General features: G+C 71.8%; 18 protein-coding genes. 12 read left to right on the top strand and 6 right to left on the bottom strand.

The window, feature by feature from the left end; all coding sequences use genetic code 11:
• Window positions 1-52: 52 nt before the first annotated feature.
• Complete coding sequence (gene moeZ / locus DI272_RS17170) at window positions 53-1,231, top strand: adenylyltransferase/sulfurtransferase MoeZ (protein WP_053851724.1); 1,179 nt, start codon at window positions 53-55, stop codon at window positions 1,229-1,231.
• 62 nt (window positions 1,232-1,293) lie between these two features.
• Here moeZ and DI272_RS17165 read toward each other — a convergent pair whose 3' ends face one another.
• The 3 genes from DI272_RS17165 to DI272_RS17155 form a co-directional block, all read right to left on the bottom strand.
• Window positions 1,294-2,847, bottom strand: a complete 1,554-nt coding sequence (locus DI272_RS17165; protein ID WP_109496214.1) for an alpha/beta hydrolase — start codon at window positions 2,845-2,847, stop codon at window positions 1,294-1,296.
• A gap of 131 nt (window positions 2,848-2,978) precedes the next feature.
• Window positions 2,979-4,523, bottom strand: a complete 1,545-nt coding sequence (locus tag DI272_RS17160; RefSeq protein WP_109496213.1) for an alpha/beta hydrolase — start codon at window positions 4,521-4,523, stop codon at window positions 2,979-2,981.
• 254 nt (window positions 4,524-4,777) lie between these two features.
• Window positions 4,778-7,501: a lysylphosphatidylglycerol synthase transmembrane domain-containing protein gene (locus tag DI272_RS17155; RefSeq protein ID WP_109496212.1), complete on the bottom strand. Its 2,724-nt coding sequence runs from the start codon at window positions 7,499-7,501 to the stop codon at window positions 4,778-4,780.
• 186 nt (window positions 7,502-7,687) lie between these two features.
• On the opposite strand from DI272_RS17155, the gene DI272_RS17150 reads away from it, so the two are divergent.
• The 5 genes from DI272_RS17150 (at window position 7,688) to nudC (ending at window position 17,791) form a co-directional block, all read left to right on the top strand.
• Window positions 7,688-8,065, top strand: coding sequence for an MGMT family protein (locus tag DI272_RS17150; protein WP_109496211.1), 378 nt, complete (start codon window positions 7,688-7,690; stop codon window positions 8,063-8,065).
• Window positions 8,066-8,331: 266 nt separating this feature from the next.
• Window positions 8,332-11,670 (top strand): ATP-dependent DNA helicase, encoded by a 3,339-nt coding sequence (locus tag DI272_RS17145; protein ID WP_109496210.1) that lies wholly within the window; start codon window positions 8,332-8,334, stop codon window positions 11,668-11,670.
• A gap of 111 nt (window positions 11,671-11,781) precedes the next feature.
• Window positions 11,782-15,360: an ATP-dependent DNA helicase gene (locus tag DI272_RS17140; RefSeq protein ID WP_109496209.1), complete on the top strand. Its 3,579-nt coding sequence runs from the start codon at window positions 11,782-11,784 to the stop codon at window positions 15,358-15,360.
• A 10-nt stretch (window positions 15,361-15,370) separates the two neighbouring features.
• A complete protein-coding gene (locus DI272_RS17135; protein WP_109500880.1) occupies window positions 15,371-16,783 on the top strand; it encodes a dipeptidase in 1,413 nt (470 codons plus the stop codon).
• Window positions 16,784-16,849: 66 nt separating this feature from the next.
• The gene (gene nudC / locus DI272_RS17130; protein WP_109496208.1) at window positions 16,850-17,791 is read left to right on the top strand and encodes an NAD(+) diphosphatase; all 942 of its coding nucleotides are present in this window, start codon (window positions 16,850-16,852) and stop codon (window positions 17,789-17,791) included.
• Window positions 17,792-17,849: 58 nt separating this feature from the next.
• On the opposite strand, the gene DI272_RS17125 is transcribed toward nudC, so the two are convergent.
• A complete protein-coding gene (locus DI272_RS17125) occupies window positions 17,850-18,092 on the bottom strand; it encodes a mycoredoxin (RefSeq protein WP_059192461.1) in 243 nt (80 codons plus the stop codon).
• A gap of 86 nt (window positions 18,093-18,178) precedes the next feature.
• Here DI272_RS17125 and DI272_RS17120 point away from each other — a divergent pair, with 86 nt between their 5' ends.
• From DI272_RS17120 to DI272_RS44170, 5 genes are all read left to right on the top strand, one after another.
• A complete protein-coding gene (locus tag DI272_RS17120; protein WP_109496207.1) occupies window positions 18,179-20,479 on the top strand; it encodes an ATP-dependent DNA helicase UvrD2 in 2,301 nt (766 codons plus the stop codon).
• Between the two features lie 198 nt (window positions 20,480-20,677).
• Entirely contained in the window at window positions 20,678-20,962 is a 285-nt protein-coding gene (locus DI272_RS17115; RefSeq protein WP_079311785.1) for a hypothetical protein, read from the top strand.
• A 177-nt stretch (window positions 20,963-21,139) separates the two neighbouring features.
• Entirely contained in the window at window positions 21,140-21,508 is a 369-nt protein-coding gene (locus tag DI272_RS17110; RefSeq protein WP_109496206.1) for a WhiB family transcriptional regulator, read from the top strand.
• A complete protein-coding gene (locus DI272_RS17105) occupies window positions 21,505-21,828 on the top strand; it encodes a hypothetical protein (RefSeq protein ID WP_109496205.1) in 324 nt (107 codons plus the stop codon). Before DI272_RS17110 ends, DI272_RS17105 begins: the two co-directional genes overlap by 4 nt.
• 136 nt (window positions 21,829-21,964) lie before the next feature.
• Entirely contained in the window at window positions 21,965-22,174 is a 210-nt protein-coding gene (locus DI272_RS44170) for a hypothetical protein (protein ID WP_146238338.1), read from the top strand.
• A 41-nt stretch (window positions 22,175-22,215) separates the two neighbouring features.
• Here the strand turns inward: DI272_RS44170 and DI272_RS17100 are convergent, their stop codons facing one another.
• Together DI272_RS17100 and DI272_RS17095 are read right to left on the bottom strand one after the other, a co-directional pair.
• Complete coding sequence (locus DI272_RS17100; protein ID WP_109496204.1) at window positions 22,216-23,583, bottom strand: AarF/ABC1/UbiB kinase family protein; 1,368 nt, start codon at window positions 23,581-23,583, stop codon at window positions 22,216-22,218.
• A complete protein-coding gene (locus DI272_RS17095) occupies window positions 23,576-24,790 on the bottom strand; it encodes a TOMM precursor leader peptide-binding protein (RefSeq protein ID WP_109496203.1) in 1,215 nt (404 codons plus the stop codon). Before DI272_RS17095 ends, DI272_RS17100 begins: the two co-directional genes overlap by 8 nt.
• 291 nt (window positions 24,791-25,081) lie before the next feature.
• Here DI272_RS17095 and DI272_RS17090 point away from each other — a divergent pair, with 291 nt between their 5' ends.
• Window positions 25,082-25,678 carry a M48 family metallopeptidase gene (locus DI272_RS17090; protein WP_109496202.1) on the top strand — a complete coding sequence of 199 codons (597 nt, stop codon included), beginning with the start codon at window positions 25,082-25,084 and terminating at the stop codon, window positions 25,676-25,678.
• Window positions 25,679-25,681 lie beyond the last annotated feature (3 nt).

Genomic DNA, 25,681 nt, shown 5'->3' with positions numbered 1-25,681 from the left:
GCAGTGTTACGGGGAGAACAACCGTAATGATTGACCGACCAACGGAGTCCCCGTGTCGCTGCCACCCCTGGTCGAGCCCGCTGCCGAGCTCACCGTAGACGAGGTCCGCAGGTACTCCCGCCACCTGATCATCCCCGACGTCGGGATGGACGGGCAGAAGCGGCTGAAGAACGCCAAGGTGCTCTGTGTGGGCGCCGGCGGCCTGGGCTCGCCGGCGCTGATGTACCTGGCCGCGGCGGGCGTCGGCACGCTCGGCATCGTGGAGTTCGACGAGGTCGACGAGTCGAACCTGCAGCGCCAGATCATCCACAGCCAGGCCGACATCGGCCGCTCCAAGGCCGAGTCCGCGCGCGACTCCGTCCTCGGCATCAACCCGTACGTGAACGTGATCCTTCACGAGGAGCGGCTCGAGGCCGACAACGTGATGGACATCTTCAGCCAGTACGACCTGATCGTCGACGGCACGGACAACTTCGCGACGCGCTACCTGGTCAACGACGCCTGCGTGCTGCTGAACAAGCCGTATGTGTGGGGCTCGATCTACCGCTTCGACGGCCAGGCCTCCGTCTTCTGGTCCGAGCACGGTCCCTGCTACCGCTGCCTCTACCCGGAGCCCCCGCCGCCGGGCATGGTCCCCTCCTGCGCCGAGGGCGGCGTCCTGGGCGTGCTGTGCGCGTCCATCGGCTCCATCCAGGTCACCGAGGCCATCAAGGTCCTCACCGGCACCGGTGAGCCCCTGGTCGGCCGCCTGATGATCTACGACGCCCTGGAGATGCAGTACCGCCAGGTCAAGGTCCGCAAGGACCCGAACTGCGCGGTCTGCGGCGAGAACCCGACCGTCACCGAGCTCATCGACTACGAGGCCTTCTGCGGCGTCGTCTCCGAGGAGGCCCAGGAGGCGGCCGCCGGCTCGACGATCACTCCCAAGCAGCTCAAGGAGTGGATCGACGACGGCGAGAACATCGAGATCATCGACGTCCGCGAGATCAACGAGTACGAGATCGTCTCGATCCCCGGCGCCAAGCTGATCCCGAAGAACGAGTTCCTCATGGGCACCGCCCTGGAGAGCCTCCCGCAGGACAAGAAGATCGTCCTGCACTGCAAGACGGGTGTCCGTAGTGCGGAAGTCCTCGCGGTGCTGAAGTCCGCGGGCTTCGCGGACGCCGTGCACGTCGGCGGCGGTGTGATCGGCTGGGTCAACCAGATCGAGCCGGAGAAGCCGGTCTACTGACCTCAGGTCTCCCGTATGGCGGGGGCCGCGTGCACCACGGGTGCGTGCGGCCCCCGCCGTCGTCATGAGCAGACCTTGCCGTCCTTCGGCGCCGTGCCCTTGAGCAGGTACGCGTTCACCGTCGAGTCGACGCAGTCGCTCCCGCTGCCGTACGCCCCGTGTCCCTCGCCCTTCCAGGTGAGCACCACACCGACGTCCTTGCCCAGTTCGTCCGCCATCTTCCGGGCGCCCTCGTAGGGGGTCGCCGGATCGCCGGTGTTGCCGACCACGAGGATCGGCGCCGCGCCGGGCGCGCTCACCTCCGGGGTGTCCCACTGCCCGGCCACCGGCCAGTCGTGGCACCAGCCGGCCGTGTCCCAGCCCAGGAACGCCCCGAAGACGGGCGAGAGCTTCTCGAACGTCGGCAGCAGCTTCTTCGTCTCCGCTGCGGTCGGCCGTTGCCTGTCGTCCAGGCACGATATGACCCGCTGGGAGTGGGTGGTCGTGCCGTAGCGGCCCGAGGTGTCCCGTTCGTTGTAGCCGTCGGCGAGCGTCAGCAGCTCCGAGCCGTCACCGTTCTCCGCGGCCTCCAGCGCGCTGGTGAGGGTGGGCCAACTGGCCTTGCTGTAGAGCGGCAGCACGATGCCGGTGACCGCGAGCGTCTGGGTCAGCTTCCGCGAACTCCCCGTCGGCAGCGGATCGGCATCGAGGTCCTTCAGCAGGGCGGCGATCTTCTGGGTGCCCTGCTTCGGGTCCTGCCCGGTCGACTTCAGGTAGTCGTCCAGCGCGCGCTGGAAGCCCTTGGTCTGGTTCTCGGCGTGGCCGACCGTGTCGGCGCTGGGGTCGACGACCGCGTCGAGGATCAGCCGTCCCACGTTCTTCGGGAACAGATGGGCGTACACGCCGCCGAGTTCGGTGCCGTACGAGATGCCGAAGTAGTGCATCTTCGTGTCGCCCAGCACCTGACGCATCAGGTCCATGTCGCGGGCGGTGTCGGTGGTGGAGACGTGGGCCAGCAGGTCGCCGGCCGCCTCCTGGCAGCCCTTGCCGAAGTCGGTGGCGTCCCGGAAGTAGGCCGCCTCCTCGGCCGCCGTGTCCGGAGTGGCGTCGACCGACTCGGCGGACTGGATCTCCTTGTCGCTGCGGCAGCGCACGCCTTCGCTTCCGCCGACCCCGCGCGGGTCCCAGCTCACCAGGTCGTACCGCTCGCGCAGCTGCGACACCGTCGCGCCGTACAGCGGCATCATCGACACGCCGGAGCCGCCCGGGCCGCCGAAGTTGAACAGCAACGAGCCGATTCTGTCGCCGCCACGGGCCTTGGCGCGGATCAGCGCGAGGCCGATCGTCTTCCCCTCCGGCTTCGCCCAGTCCAGCGGCACCTTGAGCGTCGCGCACTGCCATTCGCTGGCCGGCGCGGGGGAGTCGGAGGTGCCCTTGCAGCCTTTCCAGCCGAGCTTCTGCGAGGTCAGCGAGGCGGGCAGGGCTGCGGCGGCCTCGGTGTCGGAGGGGGCCGACGAAGGAGTCGTCGCGTTCGTCTCCTCGTCGTTCTTGTCGTCGCCGGGCGAGCTCCCACTGCAACCCCCCACCAGCAGTGCCGCGGCGGCGGCCAGAGCCGTCCACCGTACGAAACGCGTCATCGCACATCCCCCCTCGCGAGCCGTCCGCACCGTGCCGCGGATGGCGGTCATGCCATGGTAGGCGGATCACACGACCGCCGCCGTTGCCTGTGGATAACGTTCTGACCTGCACTTTTCGAGTGATCCGAGCGTCAGGAGCACACGGTCCCCGCCGCCGGCACCTTCCCGTTCAGCAGATAGCCGTTCACCGCGCCCTGCACGCACTTGTTCTTGCTGTCGTACGCGCCGTGCCCCTGCCCCTTGTACGTCAGCTCGACGCCGACGCCCGCGCCCAGCGCGTCCACCATCTTCCGGGCCCCCTCGTACGGAGTGGCCGGGTCGCCGGTGTTGCCGACGACGAGGATCGGCGCCGAACCGGCCGCGCTCACGTCGGGGTGGCCGGCGGCGCCCGCCACGGCCCAGTCGGTGCAGCTGACCATCCCCCAGGCCAGGTAGTCGCCGAACACGGGGGACGCGGACCGGAACTCGGGAAGCTTCCGCTCGACGTCGCCCTCGGTGTACCGGGCCTTGTCGTCGGCGCAGTTGATGGCGATGTTCGCCGCGGTGAGGTTGCTGTACGTGCCGTCCTCGTTGCGCCCGTTCATGGAGTCGGCCAGCAGCATCAGGACCCTGCCGTCCCCGTCGTACGCCTGCTCCAGCCCCTCGGTGAGGTACTCCCAGAAGTCCTGCGAGTACAGCGACTGTGCGATGCCGCTGGTCGCCGCCGTCTGGGTCAGCTTGCGCAGCCCGACGCCGGGGATCGGTGTGCGGTCGAGGTCCTTCAGCAGCTTGGCGATCCGGTTCTTGACGTCCTGCGCGGTGTCGCCGATCGGGCAGTCCTCGGTCTTCGACACACAGTCCTCGGCGAAGTTGTCGAGGGCGAGCTGGAAGCCCTTCGCCTGTCCGAGCGAGCCCTGTTCGGAGTCCTCGGTGGGGTCGACGACGGCGTCGAAGACGGCCCGGCCCACCTTCTTGGGGAACAAGTGGGCGTAGACACCGCCGAGTTCGGTGCCGTACGAGATGCCGAAGTAGTGCAGCCGGTCGTCGCCGAGGACCTGGCGCATCAGGTCCATGTCGCGGGCGGCGTCCGTGGTGCGCACATGAGGCAGGACCTTCTTGGAGTTGTCCTCGCAGGCCGCGTTGAACTCCTTGGTGTTGTCCAGCAGCTTGGTGCGCTCGGTCGCGTCGTCAGGTGTGGCGTCCTGCTGGAAGTAGGCGTCGAGCTGGAGGTCGTCGAGGCACTCCACGGGGGCGCTGCGGCCCACCCCGCGTGGGTCGAAGCTCACCAGGTCGTAGCGGGTGCGCAGTTTCGCGTAGTCCTCGCCGAAGGCGGGCAGCGTGGTGACGCCGGACCCGCCGGGGCCGCCGAAGTTGAAGATCAGGGAGCCGATCCGGTTGCTCTCGGCGCCGCTGGCCTCGGCCCGGATCAGGGCCAGGTCGATCGTGTCGCCCTTGGGTTCGTCCCAGTCGCGGGGTGCCTTGAGGGTGGCGCACTGCCATTCGTCGCCGTTGGGCAGAGGTGACGGGGCGTCACCGCCGCCCTCGGCCGTGGACGGGGCCGGGCAGTCCTTCCAGCTCAGCTTCTGTGCCGTCAGATCCTGGTCCTGGGAGTCGTCGCCGCAGCCCGTCAGCACGGTGGACAGCAGGACGGCGGAGGCGGTCAGGGCAGCGGCGCGCAGGCGAGGAGGGTTCGGCATGCACCCATCCTGCGGTCGGGCAGGTCCGCCCGCTCGGGGCACGGGCCGTACGAGGGATGGGCGCACTTGAGGGCCCAGGCGGGCCGTACGAGGGTGCGTGCACTTGAGGGCCCAGGCGGGCCGTACGAGGGTGCGTGCACTTGAGGGCCCAGGCGGGCCGTATGAAGGATGCGCGCACCTGTGAGCCGAGGCATGCGCGCGTACGTCGTGCGACCGGCACGCGCGCGTGGCGGACCTGCGCCTCGCGCGCCTACCTACAGCGCTCCCTTGCGGGTCAGGTGGTTGAACGCCAGCCACCCCGGCAGCACGGGCAGCCACAGCGTCAGCAACCGGTAGAGCAGCACCGCGGGCGCCGCGACCTCGCTGGGCAGGCCCACGGCGATCAGACCGACCGTCAGGGTTGCTTCCACCGCGCCCACGCCGCCCGGCGTCGGAGCCGCCGAACCGAGCGCGTTGCCGGCGAGGAAGACGACGGCGACGCTGGCGATGCTGATCGAGGACCCCTCGGTGCCGAAGGCGCGGATCGAGGCGTCCAGGCACATCACGAAACAGGCGGTCAGCAGAAGCATGCCGCCGATGCCCGTGAGGAGCTTCTGCGGCCGCTGCAGCACGTCGAGCATGCGCGGGATGACGCCCGCGAACAGCGACCGCACGCGCGTGACCACGAACTTCCGCAGGAACGGCACCGAGGTGACGACCAGCACGAGCACCGCCACCGTCAGCAGGCCCGCGATGACCGTCCGGGACGGCGACAGCGACGGGGTCTTCTCGGTGCCGGTCAGGTAGCCGAAGGACAGCAGCATCAGGATGTGGCAGCCGAGCCCGAACAGCTGCGAGGCGCCGACACTGGCCACCGCGAGCCCCGGCCGCACCCCCTGGCGTTGCAGGAACCGCGTGTTGAGGGCGACGCCGCCCACCGCGGCCGGCGCGACGATCTTCACGAACGACCCGGCGACCTGCGCCCCCACGGTCCGCATGAACGGCACCCGCTCCGGCACGAACCCCAGCAGGGACATCGCCGCCGCGAAGTAGCTCGCCGCGGAGAACAGCACGGCCGCGGCCACCCAGCCCCACTCGGCGTTCTGGATGAGCGGGCCGAACTCGATGTGGGTGAGCTGCGTCAGCAGGAAGTACGCGCCGATGGCACCGGCGATGAAGCTGATGAGGGTGCGCGGGCGAACCCGCTCCAGGCGGGCCGGTTCGACGGGCGCCTGCGGCCGGATCAGCAGTACCTCGTGGCGGATCAGCGTGAGCAGGTCGTCCTCGCGCGCCTCCTCCACGGCCTCGTCGATGGCCCGCTTCTCGGCCCGCGCCTCCGCGCGTACGGCCTTCTTGTCGGGCTTGTCGGGCTTGTCGACGACCGGCCGGGCGTCGTCGTGCGCCTCCTCGAGCCTGGCCTGCTTGGCCTGCCGGGAGGCCTCCAGGATCGCGTCGCGCTCGCGCTGGGCGCGTTCCCGGGCCAGCGCGCGCAGCGTCGCGCGCGTGGAGCGACTCAGCGCGATGGGCTGAAGCATCGGCAGGCAGTCGGCGACGGCGTCGGGACCGAGCACGCTCACCGCCGCCGCCACCGCGCGCTCGGCGCCCACCCGCAGGCCGAGCGTCACCAGCAGCTGGGAGATGTCCATGCGCAGCAGCAGGTCTCCGGCGGCGATCTCGCCGACCCGAAGATCGGTGAGGATCACCGTGCCGGAACGATCCACCAGAATCGCGTCACCCACCAGCCTGCGGTGCGCGATGCGCCGCGACTGGAGTGCGCGCACCTGGTGCCAGGTGTCGCGCAGCAGGTCATCGGTGATCTCGTCGTCCGCCAGCGAGTCCAGGGTGCGCCCGCCGGTGTGCTCGTAGACGAGCATCACGGCGTCGGGGCCGAGTTCGGAGGTCGCGATCAGCTTGGGCGCGTTGGCGCCGGCCGCGATGGCCGCGTAGGCGAGCAGGGCCTCCTGCTCCAGGGCCTGGCGCAGGGACGGCAGGCTGCTGCGGGTGGCGAAGCCGCGCAGGGTCAGATTGCGCCACGCGCGGTAGAAGAAGCCCTGGGCCTGCTGTTCACGGTCGACCACCGTGACGTCCAGGGGCGGGCCGTCCTCCAGGGTGACGAAGTAGCGCCGGCCGCGGTCGCCGGTCTCGGGCGTCTCCACGGTCTCCTCGCGGGCCGCGCTGACCGGGTGGAAGCCGACGTGCCGCAGGCCCGCCATCAGCGTGCGCCCGGTGGGCCGGACATTGGGCGAGCCGACCGCGTACAGCGTGCCGTAGGCGACGGTCCAGCCGATCAGTACCGTCAGGATGATCGAGAACGGCGTCGTGTAGCCGGTGACGAGCATCGAGAAGGCGTCGAGCATCAGCACGATCCACAGCACCGCGCGCCAGCGCGGGCGGCGCGACATGCCGACCGCGGTCATGTACGCGATGACCGGCGCGAGGTAGCCGTGCACCGGGTCGGTGAGGGCGTGGATGTCGCCGGGGGAGGGCTGGGTGAGCGCCTCCTGGATCGAGTCGGGGGCGGCCTTGGCGACCCAGAGGTCGGTGGCGAGTGTCACACCGTGCGCGAGGACGGCCGCGAGGACGCCGTCCGCGATGCGCAGTCCGTCGCGTTTGATCAGCCGCTCGATCGCGAAGGCGACGGGCACCAGCAGGATCGCGATGCTGGAGGCCAGCCCGGCGATCTTGATGAGCAGGTCGGGTGCCTGTCCGGTGCCCTTGTTGATGTCCTGTTCGAGGCCCGAGGTCGTGCCGTGCGCGAAGGCGGCGATCGCCAGCAGCACGACGACCGCGAGCACGCCCACCAGGAGCCGCATGAGGTCCGACGGTCGGTGCACGCGCGCGGGGAGCAGGGGTTCGTCGCCCTCGACCTCGTCGGTGTGGACCTCGTCGTCGAATTCGGCGCCGGTCGCGGACGTCTCGGCCACCTCACTGGTATCCGGGCGCGACGAAGCGTCAGAGGTGCTCTCCGCGTCCTCCGGGTGCACGCCCTGTTGCTTCATCGTCTCTTCTTGATCTCGTATCACCGGTCACCGCCCGCACGATGGTGGCATGCTCCACCGACACACGGGGGCATCAGGGTGCAAACGCGGGGGCGCACAGTCTGCCGGAAGCGCCGCTCCAGGGCGAGGGTCACTCGCGGTGCTGAGCGCGTCGCATTGTCGGTGGGGTGGGGCAGGATGGGGCGGATGAGTGACGAGAGCCTGCCGCAGGACGTCCCGCCGGACGCGCTGCCGGAGTACGCCGAGCGGGTCCTGGAGGTCGCCGAACTGATCCCGCCCGGCCGCGTCATGACGTACGGCGATGTCGCGGAGTGGCTGGAGGAGGGCGGCCCGCGTCAGGTCGGCCGTGTGATGGCCCTCTACGGAAGCGCGGTCCCGTGGTGGCGTGTCGTCCGCTCGGACGGCGTGCTGCTGCCCGGCCACGAGCTGCGGGCCCTCGGTCACTACCGCGACGAGGGCACGCCTCTGAAGGCGGCGAGCAGGGCCGCCGAGGGCCACGTGCCACGCCTGGACATGAAGCGGGCGCGGTGGGACGGCGGCGAACGCGCGGAAGGTCACACCTGACAGCTTCCGCCATCGGGCGGGGCCAGGGGGAGCCTGTGGTCCGTACGGGGGAACAGGGGCACGCCCGTGGCATGGCGTACGTTCGTGGGGCGAGGGACGTACGTGTCGCGAGTGCCGCGAGCGCCCCGAGGGAAGAAGCGGAAGCCCTGCTTCCGATCCGTTCGGCGGCGTAGCGTCGGCTGCACGCGCCCCGCTCACCCCGCGATCACCGCCCTGCTCGCACGGCGGACAGCCAACCAGCACACCCACCAGGACCGGCGAACCACGTGAGCTCCTCTTCCTCCACCAGGCGCCTGCCGCACCCCCAGGTGCGCCAGGGGAACCGTGGCGCTTACCGACTGGTGCGTACCCCGCCGGCCCGAGTGGATCCCCCTCCTCTGGACGCCGCACAGCGCTCCGTGGTTGAGCACAAGGGCGGACCGCTGCTCGTCCTCGCAGGTCCGGGCACCGGCAAGACCACCACCCTCGTCGAGTCCGTGGCGGCGCGGATCGCCCGTGGCGGTGACCCCGCGCGCGTGCTCGTGCTGACGTTCAGCCGCAAGGCGGCCGTCGAACTGCGCGACCGCATGGCCCTGCGCATAGGAGCCGCCAGGGCGCCGCAGGCGACCACCTTCCACTCGTTCTGCTACGCCCTGGTCCGCGCCCACCAGGACAGCGACCTGTTCGTGGAGCCGCTGCGGCTGCTGTCCGGCCCCGAGCAGGACGTCACCGTCCGTGAACTGCTGGCGGGCCAGCCCGACCTGGAACGCCTCGGCCTCGCCCATGTGCGCTGGCCCGACGAGCTGCGCGCCTGCCTGACCACCCGCGGCTTCGCCGACGAGGTCCGCGCGGTCCTCGCCCGCAGCCGCGAACTGGGCCTGGACCCGGGCGCCCTGGACGCCTTCGCCCGCCGCATCGGCCGCCCCGACTGGCGGGCCGCCGCGGCCTTCCTCGCCGAGTACCTCGACGTCCTCGACCTCCAGGGAGTGCTCGACTACGCCGAACTCGTCCACCGCGCGGTGCTCCTCGCTCACCGCCCCGAGGTCGCCGGGCGGCTCGCCGCGCAGTACGACGCCGTGTACGTCGACGAGTACCAGGACACCGACCCGGCCCAGGTCAGGCTCCTGCACGCCCTCGCCGGCGGCGGCCGCACCCTGGTCGCCCTCGGCGACCCCGACCAGTCGATCTACGCCTTCCGGGGCGCCGACGTGAACGGCATCCTGGACTTCCCGCACGCCTTCCCGCGCGCGGACGGCCGCCCGGCGCCCGTGCAGGTCCTGCGCACCTCCCGCCGCTCCGGCGCCGACCTGCTGACCGCGACCCGTCTGCTGACCCAGCGCATGCCGCTGACCCGGCTGCCCGCGGAGAAGGTCCGCGCCCACCGCGAGCTCGTCCCGGTCCGGGAGGGCGGCCGGGTCGAGGTCTTCACCTACCCGACGCCCGGCACGGAACTGGACAACATCGCCGACATCCTGCGCCGGGCGCACCTGGAGGACGGCGTGCCCTGGGGCGAGATGGCCGTCCTGGTGCGCGCCGGGTCACGCAGCATCCCGACGGTGCGCCGAGCCCTCACGGCGGCGGGCGTGCCGCTGGACATCGACGGCGACGACCTGCCGCTGCGGCACGAACCGGCGGTGGCGCCCCTGCTGACCGCGCTGCGGGCGGTAGCCATGGCGGAGGAGGGGGCGCGGCCCGAGGAAGCTCGTTCCACGGATGAGGGGGACGAGTTCCGTCCTCAGGAGCCCGGCAGCTCTTGGCTCGACACCGAGACCGCCCTCGCTCTCCTCACCTCCCCCCTCGCCGGCATGGACGCCGCCGACCTGCGCCGCCTCGGCCGGGCCCTGCGCGACGAGGAGCGGGCCGCGGGCAACCCCCTCCCGCCGCCTTCGGACGAGCTCCTCGCGCGGGCACTGGCGGAGCCGGAGCGGCTGGCCGTGCAGGACCCCGCCTACGCGCGCGGCGCCCAGCGCCTGGGCGCGCTGCTGCGCAAGGCCCGTGAGCGTCTCGCAGGCGGTGGCAGCGCCGAGGAGGCCCTGTGGGACCTGTGGAACGGCACCCCCTGGCCCGGCCGCCTGGAGCGGGCCGCCCGGCGCGGCGGCGCGGCCGGCCGCAACGCCGACCGCGACCTGGACGCCGTATGCGCCCTGTTCGCCACCGCCGCCCGTGCGGAGGAGCGCAGCGGTGGCCGGGGCGCGCTCAACTTCCTGGAGGAGATCGACGCCGAGGACATCGCCGCCGACACCCTCACCCGGCGTGCCGTACGCCCCGACGCCGTCCGCCTGATGACCGCCCACCGCTCCAAGGGCCTGGAGTGGCGCCTGGTCGTCGTCGCGGGCGTCCAGGAGGGCCTGTGGCCCGACCTGCGCCGCCGCGGTTCCCTCCTGGAGGCCGACCGCATCGGCCGCGACGGCCTCGCCGAACCGCTCACCCCGGGAGCGCTGCTGGCGGAGGAGCGCCGCCTGTTCTACGTCGCCGCCACGCGCGCGCGTGAGCGCCTCGTCGTCACCGCGGTGAAGGCCCCGGCCGACGACGGTGACCAGCCCTCCCGATTCCTCACCGAACTCGGCGTCGAACCCAAGGACGTCACCGGCCGCCCGCGCCGCCCCCTGTCCGTCGCCGCGCTCGTCGCCGAACTGCGCGCCACCACGGTCGACCCGCGCGCGTCGGACGCTCTCAGGGAAGCAGCCGCCCGCCGACTGGCCCGGCTCGCCGCCCTCACCGACGAGGACGGCCGCCCGCTCGTCCCGTCCGCCCACCCTTACCGGTGGTGGGGCATGTTCGAGCCGACCGAGTCCAAGGTGCCGCTGCGCAACCGCGACCAGCCGGTCGTGCTCTCCGGCAGCGCACTCGACCAGCTCGCCAACACCTGCGCCCTGCAATGGTTCCTGGGCCGCGAGGTGAAGGCGGACGCGCCCGCGACGGCCGCCCAGGGCTTCGGCAACGTCGTGCACGTCCTCGCCGACGAGGTCGCCTCCGGACACACCCCGGCCGACCTCGCCGTCCTCATGGAACGCCTCGACTCCGTGTGGAACGCCCTCGCCTTCGACGCGCCCTGGAAGTCGGCGCAGGAGAAGGAGAACGCGCGCGTGGCGCTCGAACGCTTCCTGAAGTGGCACGTCATGGACCGCACCGGCCGCACGCCGGTCGCCAGCGAGCACGACTTCGACGTCACCCTCGAAGCCGGCGACTACGAGGTGCGCATCCGCGGCCAGATGGACCGCGTCGAGGCGGACGGCGACGGCCGCGCCTATGTCGTCGACTTCAAGACCGGCAAACAGGCGCCCACCGCGCGCGAGGTGGAACACCATCCACAGCTCGCCGTCTACCAGCTCGCCGTCCGCGAGGGCGCCGTCGACGAGGCCTTCGACGGCGTACGCCCCGAACCGGGCGGCGCCGAACTCGTCCAGCTGCGCCAGGGGGCCGCCAAGCGGGACGGCGGCGAGACGCTGCCGAAGGTGCAGGCCCAGGAGCCCCTGGAGGGGGAGTGGGTCGGCGATCTGCTCGCCACGGCGGCCGGCAAGGTCCTCGACGAACGGTTCACCCCGACCACCGGCCAGCACTGCACCCACTGCGCCTTCCGGGCGTCGTGCAGCGCACGGCCCGAGGGACGGCACGTGGTGGAGTGAGCCCGCGCCCCCCGCTGTGACCAGTCGCACCACACGTGCTGACCTGCGCTTCTCTCGAACCCGGAGGCGATTCGTCCACGACTGTCAGTGGCCGCCGCTAGCCTCTCCGACATGCCCGCCCGTATCACCGATCCCGATCAGCTCAAGGAGCTCCTCGGCATCCCGTTCACCCCGGAGCAGACGGCCTGCATCACCGCGCCGCCCGCCCCGCAGGTGATCGTGGCCGGCGCGGGCTCGGGCAAGACGACGGTGATGGCGGCCCGCGTGGTCTGGCTGGTCGGCACCGGCCAGGTCGCCCCCGAGCAGGTCCTCGGCCTGACCTTCACCAACAAGGCCGCCGGCGAACTCGCCGAACGCGTCCGCAAGGCGCTCATCAAGGCGGGCGTCACCGACCCCGACGTCATCGACCCGGACAACCCGCCCGGCGAGCCGGTGATCTCCACGTACCACGCCTTCGCCGGCCGTCTGCTGACCGACCACGGCCTGCGCATCGGCCTCGAACCGACCTCCCGCCTCCTCGCCGACGCCACCCGCTACCAGCTCGCCGCGCGTGTGCTCCGCGAAGCCCCCGGCCCCTACCCGGCGCTGACCCGCTCCTTCCCGGACCTCGTCGGCGACCTGCTCACCCTCGACGCCGAACTCGCCGAGCACCTCGTACGGCCGGAAGCCCTGCGGGCGTACGACGCCGAGCTGCTGCTCGCCCTCCAGGGCGCCAAGCTCACCAACGCCGACCTGCGCAAGATCCCCGAAGCCGCCGCCGCCCGCCGCGAACTGGCCGAGCTCGTCACCCGCTACCGGGCCGCGAAGCGCGAGCGCGACCTGCTCGACTTCGGCGACCAGATCGCGCTGTCCGCCGAACTCGCCCAGATCCCCGAGGTGGGGCGCGTCCTGCGGGACGAGTTCCGGGTCGTGCTGCTCGACGAGTACCAGGACACCTCGGTCGCCCAGCGCATCCTCCTGGCGGGCCTGTTCGGCCGGGGCACCGGACACCCCGTGACCGCCGTCGGCGACCCCTGCCAGGCCATCTACGGCTGGCGCGGCGCCTCCGTCGCCAACCTCGACGACTTCCCCGAGCACTTCGCCCACCCCGACGGCCACCCCGCCACCCGCCAGGCGCTCAGCGAGAACCGCCGCAGCGGCGGCCGCCTCCTCGACCTCGCCAACGGCCTCGCCGAGCCCCTGCGCGCCATGCACGCGGGCGTGGAGGCCCTCCGCCCGGCCCCCGGCGCCGAACGCGACGGCCTGGTGCGCTGCGCCCTGCTGCGCACCCACGCCGAGGAGATCGACTGGATCGCCGACTCCGTCGCCCACCTGGTGCACACCGGCAAGGCGCCCGGCGAGATCGCCGTCCTGTGCCGCACCGCGACCGACTTCGCCGAGATCCAGGGCGCGCTCGTCGCCCGGGACGTACCGGTGGAGGTGGTGGGCCTCTCCGGCCTGCTGCACCTGCCCGAGGTCGCCGACCTCGTCGCCGTCTGCGAAGTCCTCCAGGACCCCGGCGCCAACGCCTCCCTGGTCCGGCTGCTGACCGGCCCGCGCTGGCGCATCGGCCCGCGCGACCTCGCCCTCCTGGGCCGCCGCGCGCGCATGCTCGTCTCCCACGCGCGCGTGGGCGCCGGCGACGACCGGGACCGCCGGCTCGCCGAGGCCGTCGAGGGGGTCGACCCGTCCGAGGTGATATCGCTCGCGGACGCCCTGGACACGTTCCTGGAGCTGCCCTTCGACGCCGACCAGGAGGACGACGGCCTGCCGTTCTCGCCGGACGCGCGCGTACGGTTCGCGCGGCTGGCCACCGAACTGCGCGACCTGCGCCGATCGCTCTCCGACCCGTTGATGGACGTCCTGCACCGCGTCCTCGCCGTCACCGGTCTGGAAGTGGAGCTGTCGGCGTCCCCGCACGCCCTGGCCGCCCGGCGCCGCGAGACCCTCTCCAACTTCCTGGACGTCGCCGCCTCCTTCGCCGCGGGCGACGGCGAGGCCACCCTGCTCGCCTTCCTGGGTTTCCTTCGCACCGCCGCCCAGTACGAGAAAGGCCTCGACAACGCCCTCCCCGGCGGCGAGAACACCGTCAAGGTGCTCACCGCGCACAAGTCCAAGGGCCTGGAATGGGACGTCGTCGCCGTCCCCGGCCTGGTCACGGGCACCTTCCCCAGCACCCAGGGCCGCGAGAAGTGGACCGCCCAGGGCAAGGTGCTGCCGCACGACCTGCGCGGCGACGCCGCCACCCTGCCCGACGTCGAGTCCTGGGACTCCCGCGGCCTGAAGGCCTTCCAGGAGGCCATGAAGGACCACCAGCACACCGAGGAGCTCCGCCTCGGCTACGTCACCTTCACCCGCCCCCGCTCGCTGCTCCTCGGCTCCGGCCACTGGTGGGGCCCGGCCCAGAAGAAGCCCCGCGGCCCCTCCGACTTCCTCCAGGCCCTCTACGACCATTGCGAGGCCGGACACGGCGAGATCGAGGCATGGGCCGACGAGCCCGCCGAGGACGAGGAGAACCCCGCCCTGCACCAGGCCACCGCCGACCAGGTGTGGCCCCTGCCCCTGGACGACAGGTCCCTGGCCCGCCGCCGCGCCGCCGCCGAGACGGTTCTGGCCCACCTGGAGCGCCTCGCCTCCCGCGCGGACGCGCACGACCCGGACGACTACGAGGACCCGGACTGGCCGCCTCCGCCCGAGGACGACGAAGTCCCCTACGAAGAGGGCCCCTTGGCCGTGGACGACCCGGACGACTGGGACTCCTGGACCACGGACCGCCCCTCGGTCCCGCACCAGGCCACCGCCCCGGAACCCCCGGCCGGGACCCCCCAGGCACTCCCGCACCCCGCACACCCGGAACCAGAACCGGTGCGCCCCTTCGCCCTGGAAGAGCCGCTCGTCCCGGAGGAATCCTTCGCCCCGGAGGAGCCGCTCGTCCCGGAGGAGCCCTTCGCCCCGGAGGAACCCTTCACCCCCGAAGAGGCCCGCACCCTCGCCTCCTGGGACCGCGACCTCGACGCCCTCACCGGCGAGCTCCTGCGCGCGCGGGAAGCCGTCACCGACGTACCCCTGCCCGCGTCGCTCACCGTCTCGCAGCTCCTGCGGCTGGCCGAGGACCCGGACGGGTTCGCGCAGGAACTCGCACGCCCCATGCCGCGCCCCCCGCAACCGGCCGCGCGCCGGGGCACCCGATTCCACGCGTGGGTGGAAGCCCGCTTCGAGGAACTGACGCTGCCCATGCTGGGGCCGGAGGAACTCCCCGGCATCGACGACACCGAGATCGACGACGAACGCGATCTGGAAGCCCTCAAGGAAGCCTTCGAACGCACCGAGTACGCCCACCGCACCCCCCACCGCGTGGAGGCACCCTTCCAGCTCGCCATCGCCGGACGCGTGGTGCGAGGCCGTATCGACGCCGTCTACAAGTCGGACGACGGCGACAGCACGACGTACGAGATCGTCGACTGGAAGACCAGCCGCGACCGCACCGCCGACCCCCTCCAGCTCGCCCTGTACCGGCTGGCCTGGGCCGAGCAGCAGGGCGTGCCCCTGGAGTCGGTCACGGCCGCGTTCGTGTACATCCGCACCGGCGAGGTCGTACGGCCGGACGACCTCCCCGCGCGGCGAACGCTCGAGCGACTGTTGCTGGAGGAGTCCTCCGCGCAAGCAAACTGTGAGGAACCGCCCACCGAGGATGTCGGTGCGGGCCGATAGGCTCGTGACCATGAGCCATCCCGTTGACAGCGTCGTCAGCGCCGTCCGTACGTACATCGAGCAGCACCGCACCGACTTCCTCGGCGACCTCGCCGAGTGGCTGCGCATCCCCTCCGTGTCGGCCCAGCCCGACCACGCCGCCGACGTACGCCGCAGCGCCGACTGGCTCGCCGCCAAACTGACCGAGACCGGCTTCCCGACCACCGAGGTCTGGGAGACCCCGGGCGCCCCCGCCGTCTTCGCGGAGTGGCCCTCCGACGTCCCCGGTGCGCCCACCGTCCTCGTCTACGGCCACCACGACGTACAGCCCGCCGCCCTGGCGGACGGCTGGGACAGCGACCCCTTCGAGCCCGTCGTCCGCGGCAACCGCCTCTACGCGCGCGGGGCCGCCGACGACAAGGGCCAGGTGTTCTTCCACACACTCGGCGTCCGCGCCCACCTCGCCGCCACCGGCCGCACCGCCCCCGCGGTCAACCTCAAGCTGCTGATCGAGGGCGAGGAGGAGTCCGGCTCCCCGCACTTCCGCGCCCTCGTCGAGGAGCGCGCGGAGCGGCTCGCCGCCGACGCCGTGATCGTCTCCGACACCGGCATGTGGTCCGAGGACACCCCCACCGTCTGCACCGGCATGCGCGGCCTCGCCGAGTGCGAGATCCAGCTGTACGGCCCCGACCAGGACATCCACTCCGGCTCCTTCGGCGGCGCCGTCCCCAACCCGGCGACCGCCGCCGCCCGCCTCGTCGCCGCCCTGCACGACGAGCACGCACGCGTGGCCGTCCCCGGCTTCTACGACGGCATCGTCGAACTCACCGACCGCGAGCGCGCACTCTTCGCCGAGCTGCCCTTCGACGAGCAGCAGTGGCTGCGCACCGCCAAGTCGTACGCCACCCACGGCGAGGCCGGGCACACCACGCTGGAGCGCATCTGGGCCCGCCCCACCGCCGAGGTCAACGGCATCGGCGGCGGCTACCAAGGCCCCGGCAGCAAGACGATCATCCCGTCCTCGGCCATGGTCAAACTGTCCTTCCGACTGGTCGCCGGCCAGGACCCCGATCACATCGAGAAGGCCGTCCGCGCCTGGGCCGCCCAGCAGGTGCCCGCGGGAATCCGCTGCGAGATCACGTTCGGCGCAGCGACCCGCCCGTGCCTGACCCCGCTCGACCACCCCGCCCTGCAGTCCGTGACGCGCGCCATGAGCCGCGCCTTCGACAAGCCCGTCCGCTTCACCCGCGAGGGAGGCTCGGGACCGGCCGCCGACCTCCAGGAGGTCCTCGGTACGCCCGTGCTCTTCCTCGGCATCTCCGTCCCGTCCGACGGCTGGCACGCGCCCGACGAGAAGGTGGAGCTGGATCTCCTCCTCAAGGGCGTCGAGACCACCGCGTACCTGTGGGGCGACCTGGCGGAGCACTGGCGCCATGAGCCCTGAAACTCGTCCGTCCCGCCGAACCGCCCGCCGAAACAATCCGTTCCACCGGGGGAGTTGGAAGCACCCGTGACCACCTGGACCGACCACACCGCCGACCGACCCATCTCGCTCACCGCCCCCAGCGGCATCGACCGGGCCGCCCACCACCGGCTCGACGAGGCCTGGCTCGCGGCGGCCTGGAGCCACCCCACGACCCGCTGTTTCGTGGTCTCCGGCGGTCAGGTCCTCATCGACGAGACGCCCGACGGGCGCACCGAACTCGTCATGACGCCCGCCTTCGAGGCCCCGCTCACCGAGGCCCACCGCTACTTCCTCGGCATCGACGAGGAAGGCGTCCGCTACTTCGCCCTCCAGAAGGACACCCTGCCCGGCCGCATCGACCAGTCCGCGCGGCCCGCGGGCCTGCGCGAGGCGGGCCTGCTGCTGTCGGCGCGCGACGCCGGACTGATGGTCCACGCGGTCGGCCTGGAGAACTGGCAGCGCACCCACCGCTTCTGCTCCCGCTGCGGCGAGCGCACCGTCATCGCCGCCGCCGGGCACATCCGCCGCTGCCAGGCCTGTGGCGCCGAGCACTACCCGCGCACCGACCCCGCCGTGATCATGGCCGTCACCGACGAGGACGACCGCATCCTGCTCGGCCGCCAGGTCCACTGGCCCGAGGGCCGCTTCTCCACGCTCGCCGGCTTCGTCGAGCCCGGCGAGTCCATCGAGCAGGCGGTGCGCCGGGAGGTCTTCGAGGAGGCCGGCATTGCCGTCGGCCAGGTCGAGTACGTCGCCAGCCAGCCCTGGCCGTTCCCGTCCAGCCTGATGCTCGGCTTCCTGGCCCGCGCCACCTCCACCGAGATCAACGTCGACGGCGACGAGATCAGCGAGGCCCGCTGGTTCTCCCGCGACGAACTGGGCGCCGCCTTCGACTCCGGCGAGGTCCTGCCGCCCTACGGCATCTCGATCGCGGCCCGCCTGATCGAGCTCTGGTACGGCAAGCCGCTGCCCACGCGCAGCGTCTGAGCATGCACGTGGGGCCGCCCTCAGAAGAGGGCGGCCCCACTGCTCGCACGAACGCCGGTTACGCGGCGATCTTCTGCTTCACCTGAGCCAGCGACGGGTTCGTGAGCGTCGAACCGTCGGCGAACAGCACGGTCGGAACCGTCTGGTTTCCGCCATTCGCCTTCTCCACGAAAGCGGCGGACGCCGGGTCCTGCTCGATGTTGATCTCGGTGTACGCGATGCCTTCGCGGTCCAGCTGCTTCTTCAGCCGCTGGCAGTAGCCGCACCACGTGGTGCTGTACATCGTCACAGTGCCCTGCATGTCTCGCGCGCTCCTCTGGTGGCTCGGGGGATGAGGTCGTCCAGTGGGGAAACGTACGCGACCGGGTCACCATTCCCACCCGGGGTATGCCCGCGCACGTGACGCCTGCCGCATTAGTACGACTGCGGGCCCCTGCCTGTGGACAACCGGCACAGCCGTCTCCGCCGACCTGGCAGCATGGCGGTGTGACAGCAGCAACGCACTCCACCCTCTTCCCGCAGGTACCGGACTCGGCCGACGCGGTGCTCGAAGGGCTCGACCCCGAGCAGCGCGAGGTGGCCACCGCCCTGCACGGCCCGGTGTGCGTGCTGGCCGGAGCCGGGACGGGCAAGACCCGGGCGATCACCCACCGGATCGCCTACGGAGTGCGCGCCGGCATCCTCCAGCCCTCCAGCGTGCTGGCCGTCACCTTCACCAACCGCGCCGCCGGAGAGATGCGTGGGCGGCTCCGTCAGCTCGGGGCCGCCGGGGTCCAGGCCCGTACGTTCCACTCGGCCGCCCTGCGCCAGCTCCAGTACTTCTGGCCGAAAGCCGTCGGCGGCTCCATGCCCCGGCTCGTCGACCGCAAGATCCAGCTCGTCGCCGACGCGGCCGCCGCCTGCCGCATCCGCCTCGACCGGGGCGAGCTGCGCGACGTCACCGCCGAGATCGAGTGGTCCAAGGTCACCCAGACCGTTCCCGGTGACTACGCCCTCGCCGCCGTCAAAGCCGGGCGCGAGGCCCCCCGCAACCCCGCCGAGATCTCCCAGCTCTACGCCGCCTACGAGGACCTCAAGCGCGACCGCGCCGTCATCGACTTCGAGGACGTCCTGCTGCTGACGGTGGCCGTCCTCCAGGACCGGCACGACATCGCCGACCAGGTCCGCGCCCAGTACCAGCATTTCGTCGTCGACGAGTACCAGGACGTCAGCCCCCTCCAGCAGCGGCTGCTGGACCTGTGGCTCGGCGACCGCGACAGCCTCTGCGTGGTCGGCGACGCCAGCCAGACGATCTACTCGTTCACAGGCGCAACCCCCGACCACCTTCTCGACTTCCGCACCCGTCACCCCGGCGCCACCGTCGTCAAGCTGGTCCGTGACTACCGCTCCACCCCGCAGGTCGTCCATCTCGCCAACGGCCTGCTCGCGCAGGCCAGCGGTCGCGCCGCCGACCACCGCCTGGAGCTGGTCTCCCAACGCGCCCCCGGCCCCGAGCCCGTCTACACCGAGTACGTCGACGAACCCGCCGAGGCCGAGGGGGCCGCCCGCCGCATCCGCGAGCTGCTGGCCGCCGGTGTCCAGGCCGCCGAGATCGCCGTGCTGTTCCGCACCAACGCCCAGTCCGAGACCTACGAGCAGGCCCTCGCCGACGCCGGTGTCCCCTACCAGCTGCGCGGGGCCGAGAGATTCTTCGACCGCCCTGAAGTGCGCAGAGCCATCGTCAACCTGCGCGGAGCCGCCCGCTTCGGCGGCAACGACTCGCGACTGGACGACGCCCCCGACCTGCCGTCCCAGGTCCGTGCCGTCCTCTCGGGCGAGGGCTGGACGTCCGAGCCCCCCGCGGGCTCCGGCGCGGTCAGGGAACGCTGGGAGTCGCTCGCCGCGCTGGTGAACCTGGCGCAGGACTTCGCCGCCGCGAGATCCGATGCCACACTGGCCGACCTCGTCGCGGAGCTCGACGAGCGGGCGAACGCCCAGCACGCCCCGACCGTGCAGGGCGTCACCCTCGCCTCCCTGCACTCGGCCAAGGGCCTGGAATGGGACGTCGTCTTCCTGGTCGGCGTCGCCGAGGGCATGATGCCGATCACCTACGCAAAGACCGACGAGCAGATCGAGGAGGAGCGCCGGCTCCTCTACGTCGGTGTCACCCGCGCCCGCGAACACCTGCACGTCTCCTGGGCCCTGTCCCGCTCGCCCGGCGGCCGCCCCAACCGCCGCCCCAGCCGCTTCCTCGACGGACTGCGCCCCGGCTCGGCCACGACGGCGGGGCGGGCGGCCGCCGCGGGCTCCGGGGGCGTCGAGCGGGGCTTCACAGGCGGCACAGCGGCGGACGTCGTGCCCCGCCGGACCCAGCGCACCCCCGCCCGCTGCCGGGTCTGCGGACGCACACTCACCGACGCGGGCGAGATGAAGCTGATGCGCTGCGAGGACTGCCCCTCCGACATGGACGAGGGTCTCTACGAGCGGCTGCGCGAATGGCGCGGCATCCAGGCCCGGCTCAGCGGACAGCCGGACTTCTGCGTCTTCACGGACCGGACCCTGATGGCCATCGCCGAGACGGAGCCGAGCACTCCGGTCGAGCTGTCGCGCATTCCCGGCGTCCTCAAGCGCAAGCTCGACCGCTACGGAGCCGATGTTCTGGCCATCTGCGCAGGCCAGGACCCCGGGGCGGAAGAAGTTGGGGACTGAAGCGAACTCGTCGAAAAAATAGTTTGCGCATGCCCCAGCAATCCCCATAGGTTCTTAGCCACGGGAACGGAGGCCTTCTCGGAGGCCCCGATTCCGTGCTGTACTTACATACCCGAAGGACTGGCTCACCCCAGTCCCCCGAGACGCCGAGAGGAGGCGAGTCCAGTGACCAGCATCAACGCCAGCTTCACCGCGAAAATGACCGATCGCTCGGTCGTCGCCTCCCTGTGCATGCTCGCCGTCTCGAACCAGGGCACCGGTCTGTCCGGCATTCGTGTCGCCGGCCCGGCGTCCTCCGTGTCTCTCGCGGGTCTCCCCGTTCGTGAGCGCAATGAGCGACCGACCAAGGCACTGGAAGCAGTAGAGGGACAGGCGCACGCCTATGCCTTTACGGCAGCCGGTGCCGGAAGCCGGAAGCAGGCAACGCAGCACCACCTGATGTGGGCCTTCCGTGGGCCAGAACCCTGGAGTGATCCAGCCTGATCGTCGATCAGGCCGGCGCCTTCAGGGCCGCGGAACCCCATCCGGGATCCGCGGCCCTTCTGTTTGTCCCCGAACGGGGATGACGGAGCGAAGGGGCCTCGGGACAGGAAAAGAACCCGGTACCAAACCGACCACCGGACCAACAGGGCCGGACCGAAAAGACGAGGAAGACCAACCGTGCAACTCGAAGCGCACGCCCCGTCCGTACCGCCTTCAGACGCGATCCCCAAGCCCGGCCTCACGGAGGACTCCACCTTGACCCCGCTCACCGCGCTCACCGCGCTCGACGACGCCATCGAGAACCTCGGCGTACCCGTCCCCTGCCGTTCCTACGACCCGGAGGTCTTCTTCGCCGAGTCGCCGGCCGACGTCGAGTACGCCAAGTCCCTCTGCCGCACCTGCCCGCTGATCGAGGCCTGCCTCGCCGGTGCCAAGGAGCGGCGTGAGCCCTGGGGCGTCTGGGGTGGCGAGCTGTTCGTCCAGGGTGTCGTCGTCGCCCGGAAGCGGCCCCGTGGTCGCCCGCGCAAGAACCCGGTCACAGCATGAACATCACAGGAACGATCGACCGCCCCCTCACGCACGACCCCAAGAAGCAGGCCCCGATGAAGCCGTCCACCACCGAGCCCGCCGGCTCCGCGATTCCAGACTTCACCACCGTTGGCGCGACCGACTTGCGTCAGAACAGGACCCGAGAGATGCAACTCCAACCAGAAGCCCTGGCTCGTGCGCATATGCACGAGCGACTGCACGCCGCGCAGCAGGAACGCCGGGCCGTGAGCCTGGCGGCCGCGCGCCGGATGCAGCGCAAGGCCGAGCGCGCCTCGATGCGCGCCCGCCGAGCGCTCGCCATCGCGGTCATGCAGTAACAACCACCACCTGAAGCGGTGGCCTCCCGGACCCGGGAGGCGAAAGCTCCCCGCGGGGGCCGGTCCGTCCGAACGGACCGGCCCCCGCGGTGCGTTGTGCGCGCCGTTCCGGCGGCCACGGCGATATCGTCGCGGCGTGACGAGTCATCCCGGCGGACGTGACCAGGGCGGCTCCGCCCCGCAGCCCGAGCCCCTCGTGTGTGCCCGCTGCGGCACCACCGCCGACGGCCCGCGCCCCACCTGGACCTGTTCCGTGGAGAACGGCATCCGTCAGTACTTCTGCGACACCTGCTCGCGGGAGAACCTCAGGGCGATCGAGGGGCGACTGGACTCGGCCTGGTGGTAGGACCCGCCCAGCCGCCGCTCGTGCCTCCGCTGCTCAGCCGCTCACGCCTCCGCCGCCGGTTCCCCGGCCGCGTCCTCCTCCGGTACGAACCCCGGTAGCCAGGTCTCCAGTTCCTCGCGCAGCCGGACCGTCGCACCCAGTTGGCACAGGACACCGATCGTGCTGAGGGTCACACGGTGGATGAGCAGATAGGCCGGCGGCAGGTTGAGCTGCTTGCCCAGCTGGTAGGCGGGGGAGCGGATGTCGGCGATGCGGGCCGCCTGGCTGCGCATCCAGCCTCGGGTGAAGGTGAACTCGTCCACCAGGGCCGGTTCGATGATCGGCCGGAGATAGTCGAGGACGGCATCGGGGTCCAGATCTATGGAGTCCTTGACGAAGCCCTCCGCGCGCAGCAACTCGTAGACGGCCTCCGCCTCGTCGTCGAGGGTCATGCGCAGGGAGTCGCCGATGGGTGTCGGCAGGCCGCCGGGGAGGCGGTCGACGGTGCCGAAGTCCAGGACGCCCAGCCGCCAGTCCTCCTCGCTGTCCGGGCCGCCGGGCAACAGGCGGAAGTTGCCGGGGTGCGGGTCGGCGTGGAGCAGTCCGGTGCGGGCCGGGCCGGAGAACAGGAACCGGGCCAGCAGCTGGCCGGCGCGGTCGCGCTGCTCCGGGGTGCCGTCCGCGATGATCTCCGACAGGGGGACGCCCTCGATCCACTCGGTGACCAGGATCTGGTCGCACTGGTGCACCACGCCGGGCACCACCACGTCCGGATCGTCGGCGAACTCCTCGGCGTGGACCTGCTGGGCCTGAGCCTCCAGGCCGTAGTCCAGTTCCTCCGAGACCCGGTCCCTCAGCTCGGTGATCAGCGGCTTGATGTCCATGCCGGGAATCAGCGGGCCCAGCAGACGGGCAAAGCGACTCAGCTGGTTCAAGTCGGACAGGAGCGCCTCTCCGGCGCCCGGATACTGCACCTTGACCGCGACCTCGCGGCCGTCGTGCCACACCCCTCGATGCACCTGCCCGATCGACGCCGCCGCGGACGGCTTGTCCTCGAACTCCAGGAACAGCTCCTGCCAGTCCGCGCCGAGCCGGTCCTCCAGCACCCCGTGCACGGTGCGCGTCGGCATCGGAGGCGCGGCCTCCTGGAGCTTCGTCAGGGCCGCCCGGTAGGGACCGGCGACCTCCTCGGGCAGCGCCGACTCGAAGACGGACAGGGCCTGCCCGAACTTCATCGCACCGCCCTTGAGCTCGCCGAGCACCTTGAACAGCTGCTCGGCGGTGCGCTGCTGAAGCTCACGGCCGACGATCTCCGCGGACTCCCCGACGATTCTCTTGCCGAGCCCCCAGGTCGCCCGGCCGGCGAAGCCGAGCGGGAGCGCGGCGAGCTTGGCGGTCCGGGTGACCGCCTTCCGGGGAAGATCAGACATGCGCCCTCCAAGTCCCAGCCGGCCGTGCCACGGCTGCCTTGCGGCGTGACTCCATCGACGGCCCTTGTTCCGTCATTGTCTCGTGCGACTCCTCGGCATTGGAGGGGTGTTCTTCCTTACCTTTCTCCGCGGCCCCGCAAGGACACGCGGGATGCGGCCAAACCGGCCGCGCGTGCCAGTCGAGGGCGGGCAGCGCGACCTCCCACCGGGCGCCGGCACTGGACGGCACCCGGCCGTCCAGGAAGGCCAGGGCGTGCGCCGCCGCCAGCCCGGCGACCGTCGTGGCCAGCGCCAGGTCGCACGCCGGTACCCGGCGCACCCGGCGCGTACCCGACCGCCACTGGGCGACCAGCCGCGGCCAGGCCGGGTCCCGGTCGGTGCGCCACTCCTGGAGACAGCCCGCGCAACTGGTCTCGCCGGGCAGGACGAGCGGACCCACGACCCCGGTTCCCTCCACGACCCCGGCGTACAGATGGGGCGTACCGGTGCTGACGAAGGCGTCGGCAGCGGGCGGCGCGTGGACGGAGACGTCGTCCCGCGGGGCGAGGATCACCAGGGAGAACCCCGGATCGCCGTCCCCGGGCGGTGACTGCGGACCGCGGCGCAACGGGTTGTCCGGCGCCCAGTGGCGTACGGTGCGCCGGGCGGCGTCGTCCCTGCGGCTGCCGACGGAGTCGGCGGGCAGCCCGCCCGGGGCGACGTCCCACGGTTCGACATGGCCGCCGTCGCGTACGTCGACCTCGCCGATCCCGGCGGCCGAGAGCAGAGACGCCAGCACCGCGCCGACCCGGCCCGCGCCCCGCACCTGGACGCGCAGGGTGCGCCGGGCGGCCAGCAGTTCCATCGCCTCGCCCGGTTCGGACGTGGTCAGGGACAGTGAGGCCAGGTCGGGGCGGAGCCGGTCGAGGAGCTTCTTCTTCCTCCGCAGGGTCTCGACGGCCGGACCGCCGCCCCGCGCGTCGTCGAGCAGCCCGGCCCGCGCCAGCCGCTCCAGCAGGCCGTCGACGTGACTCTCCGGCAGATCCAGCCGCTGCCCCTCCTCGCGGAGCAGCGCCGGGCCGCGGGTGCCGTTGAGCAGGTCCAGGAAGCTGCCCGTCGCCGTGTCCATGGGACCCAGCGTCATCGCATGCGCCGGGGTCATCCCGAACTGCACGGTGTTGAGATCGCGCCAGCCGCGCCGCAGCGCGGGCTTCAGCAGTGGTACCACCGGAATCCGCACGAGCGGAGGCGCCGCCTCCGGTGCCGGAACCGGTGAAGTCTTCGACCGCATGACAGGCCCCCGTACCTTCAGTCCATCCCGTACGCCGCGCGGAGCCCTCCCCCTGGTCGGCCGGGAGCCCGGCGGCGAGAGCCAGCATGCCCGGACGCGGCGGACCGTGCCGAAAGTTGTCCACAGGCGGGGGGTATTCGTCGTACAAATCAAACGCATGGTGGGGGATCGAGACCGAACCGTCCCGGAGTCGGGACTTCCGCCATGTACAGCGGGTAACGTCGGGGCGTGTCCGCCGACCCACTGCACCGTGCCGGAACACCACAGCGCAGCACGACGAGCCAGCCGCCGAGCGGCTCGGGGGCTACCGCCATCGAGGTGCGCAGGAGCGCTCGTCGACGCCGGACGGTCTCCGCGTACCGCGAGGGCGATCGCACCGTCGTGCTCATCCCTGCCCGGATGTCCGAGGCGGAGGAGCAACGCTGGGTGAGCGTCATGCTCGACAAACTCGCCGCCCAGGAGAGCAAGCGAGTGCTCGGCGACGACGAGTTGGCCGAGCGCGCCGAGCGATTGTCGGCGCAGTACTTCGGCGGGCGCGCCCGGCCCAGGTCCGTGCGCTGGGTCACCAACCAGAACACGCGCTGGGGCTCGTGCACCCCTTCCGAAGGCAGCATCCGCCTCTCGCACCGGCTCCAGGGCATGCCCGAGTACGTCGTCGACTACGTCCTGCTCCATGAACTGGCCCATCTGCTCGTGCCGGGACACGGGCCGCGTTTCTGGCGGCTCCTGGAGACGTACCCCCGGACCGAGCGGGCCCGGGGCTATCTCGAAGGCGTGGTGGCCGCGGAACGGCTGCCGCATCTGCCGGGCGCGCGCGGGGAGTGAGTG

The sequence above is a fragment of the Streptomyces sp. Act143 genome (genome assembly GCF_003143935.1).
GTDB lineage: Bacteria > Actinomycetota > Actinomycetes > Streptomycetales > Streptomycetaceae > Streptomyces.
Note: the sequence above shows the minus strand (reverse complement) of the source record. Positions and strands in the feature narration are given on the sequence as shown.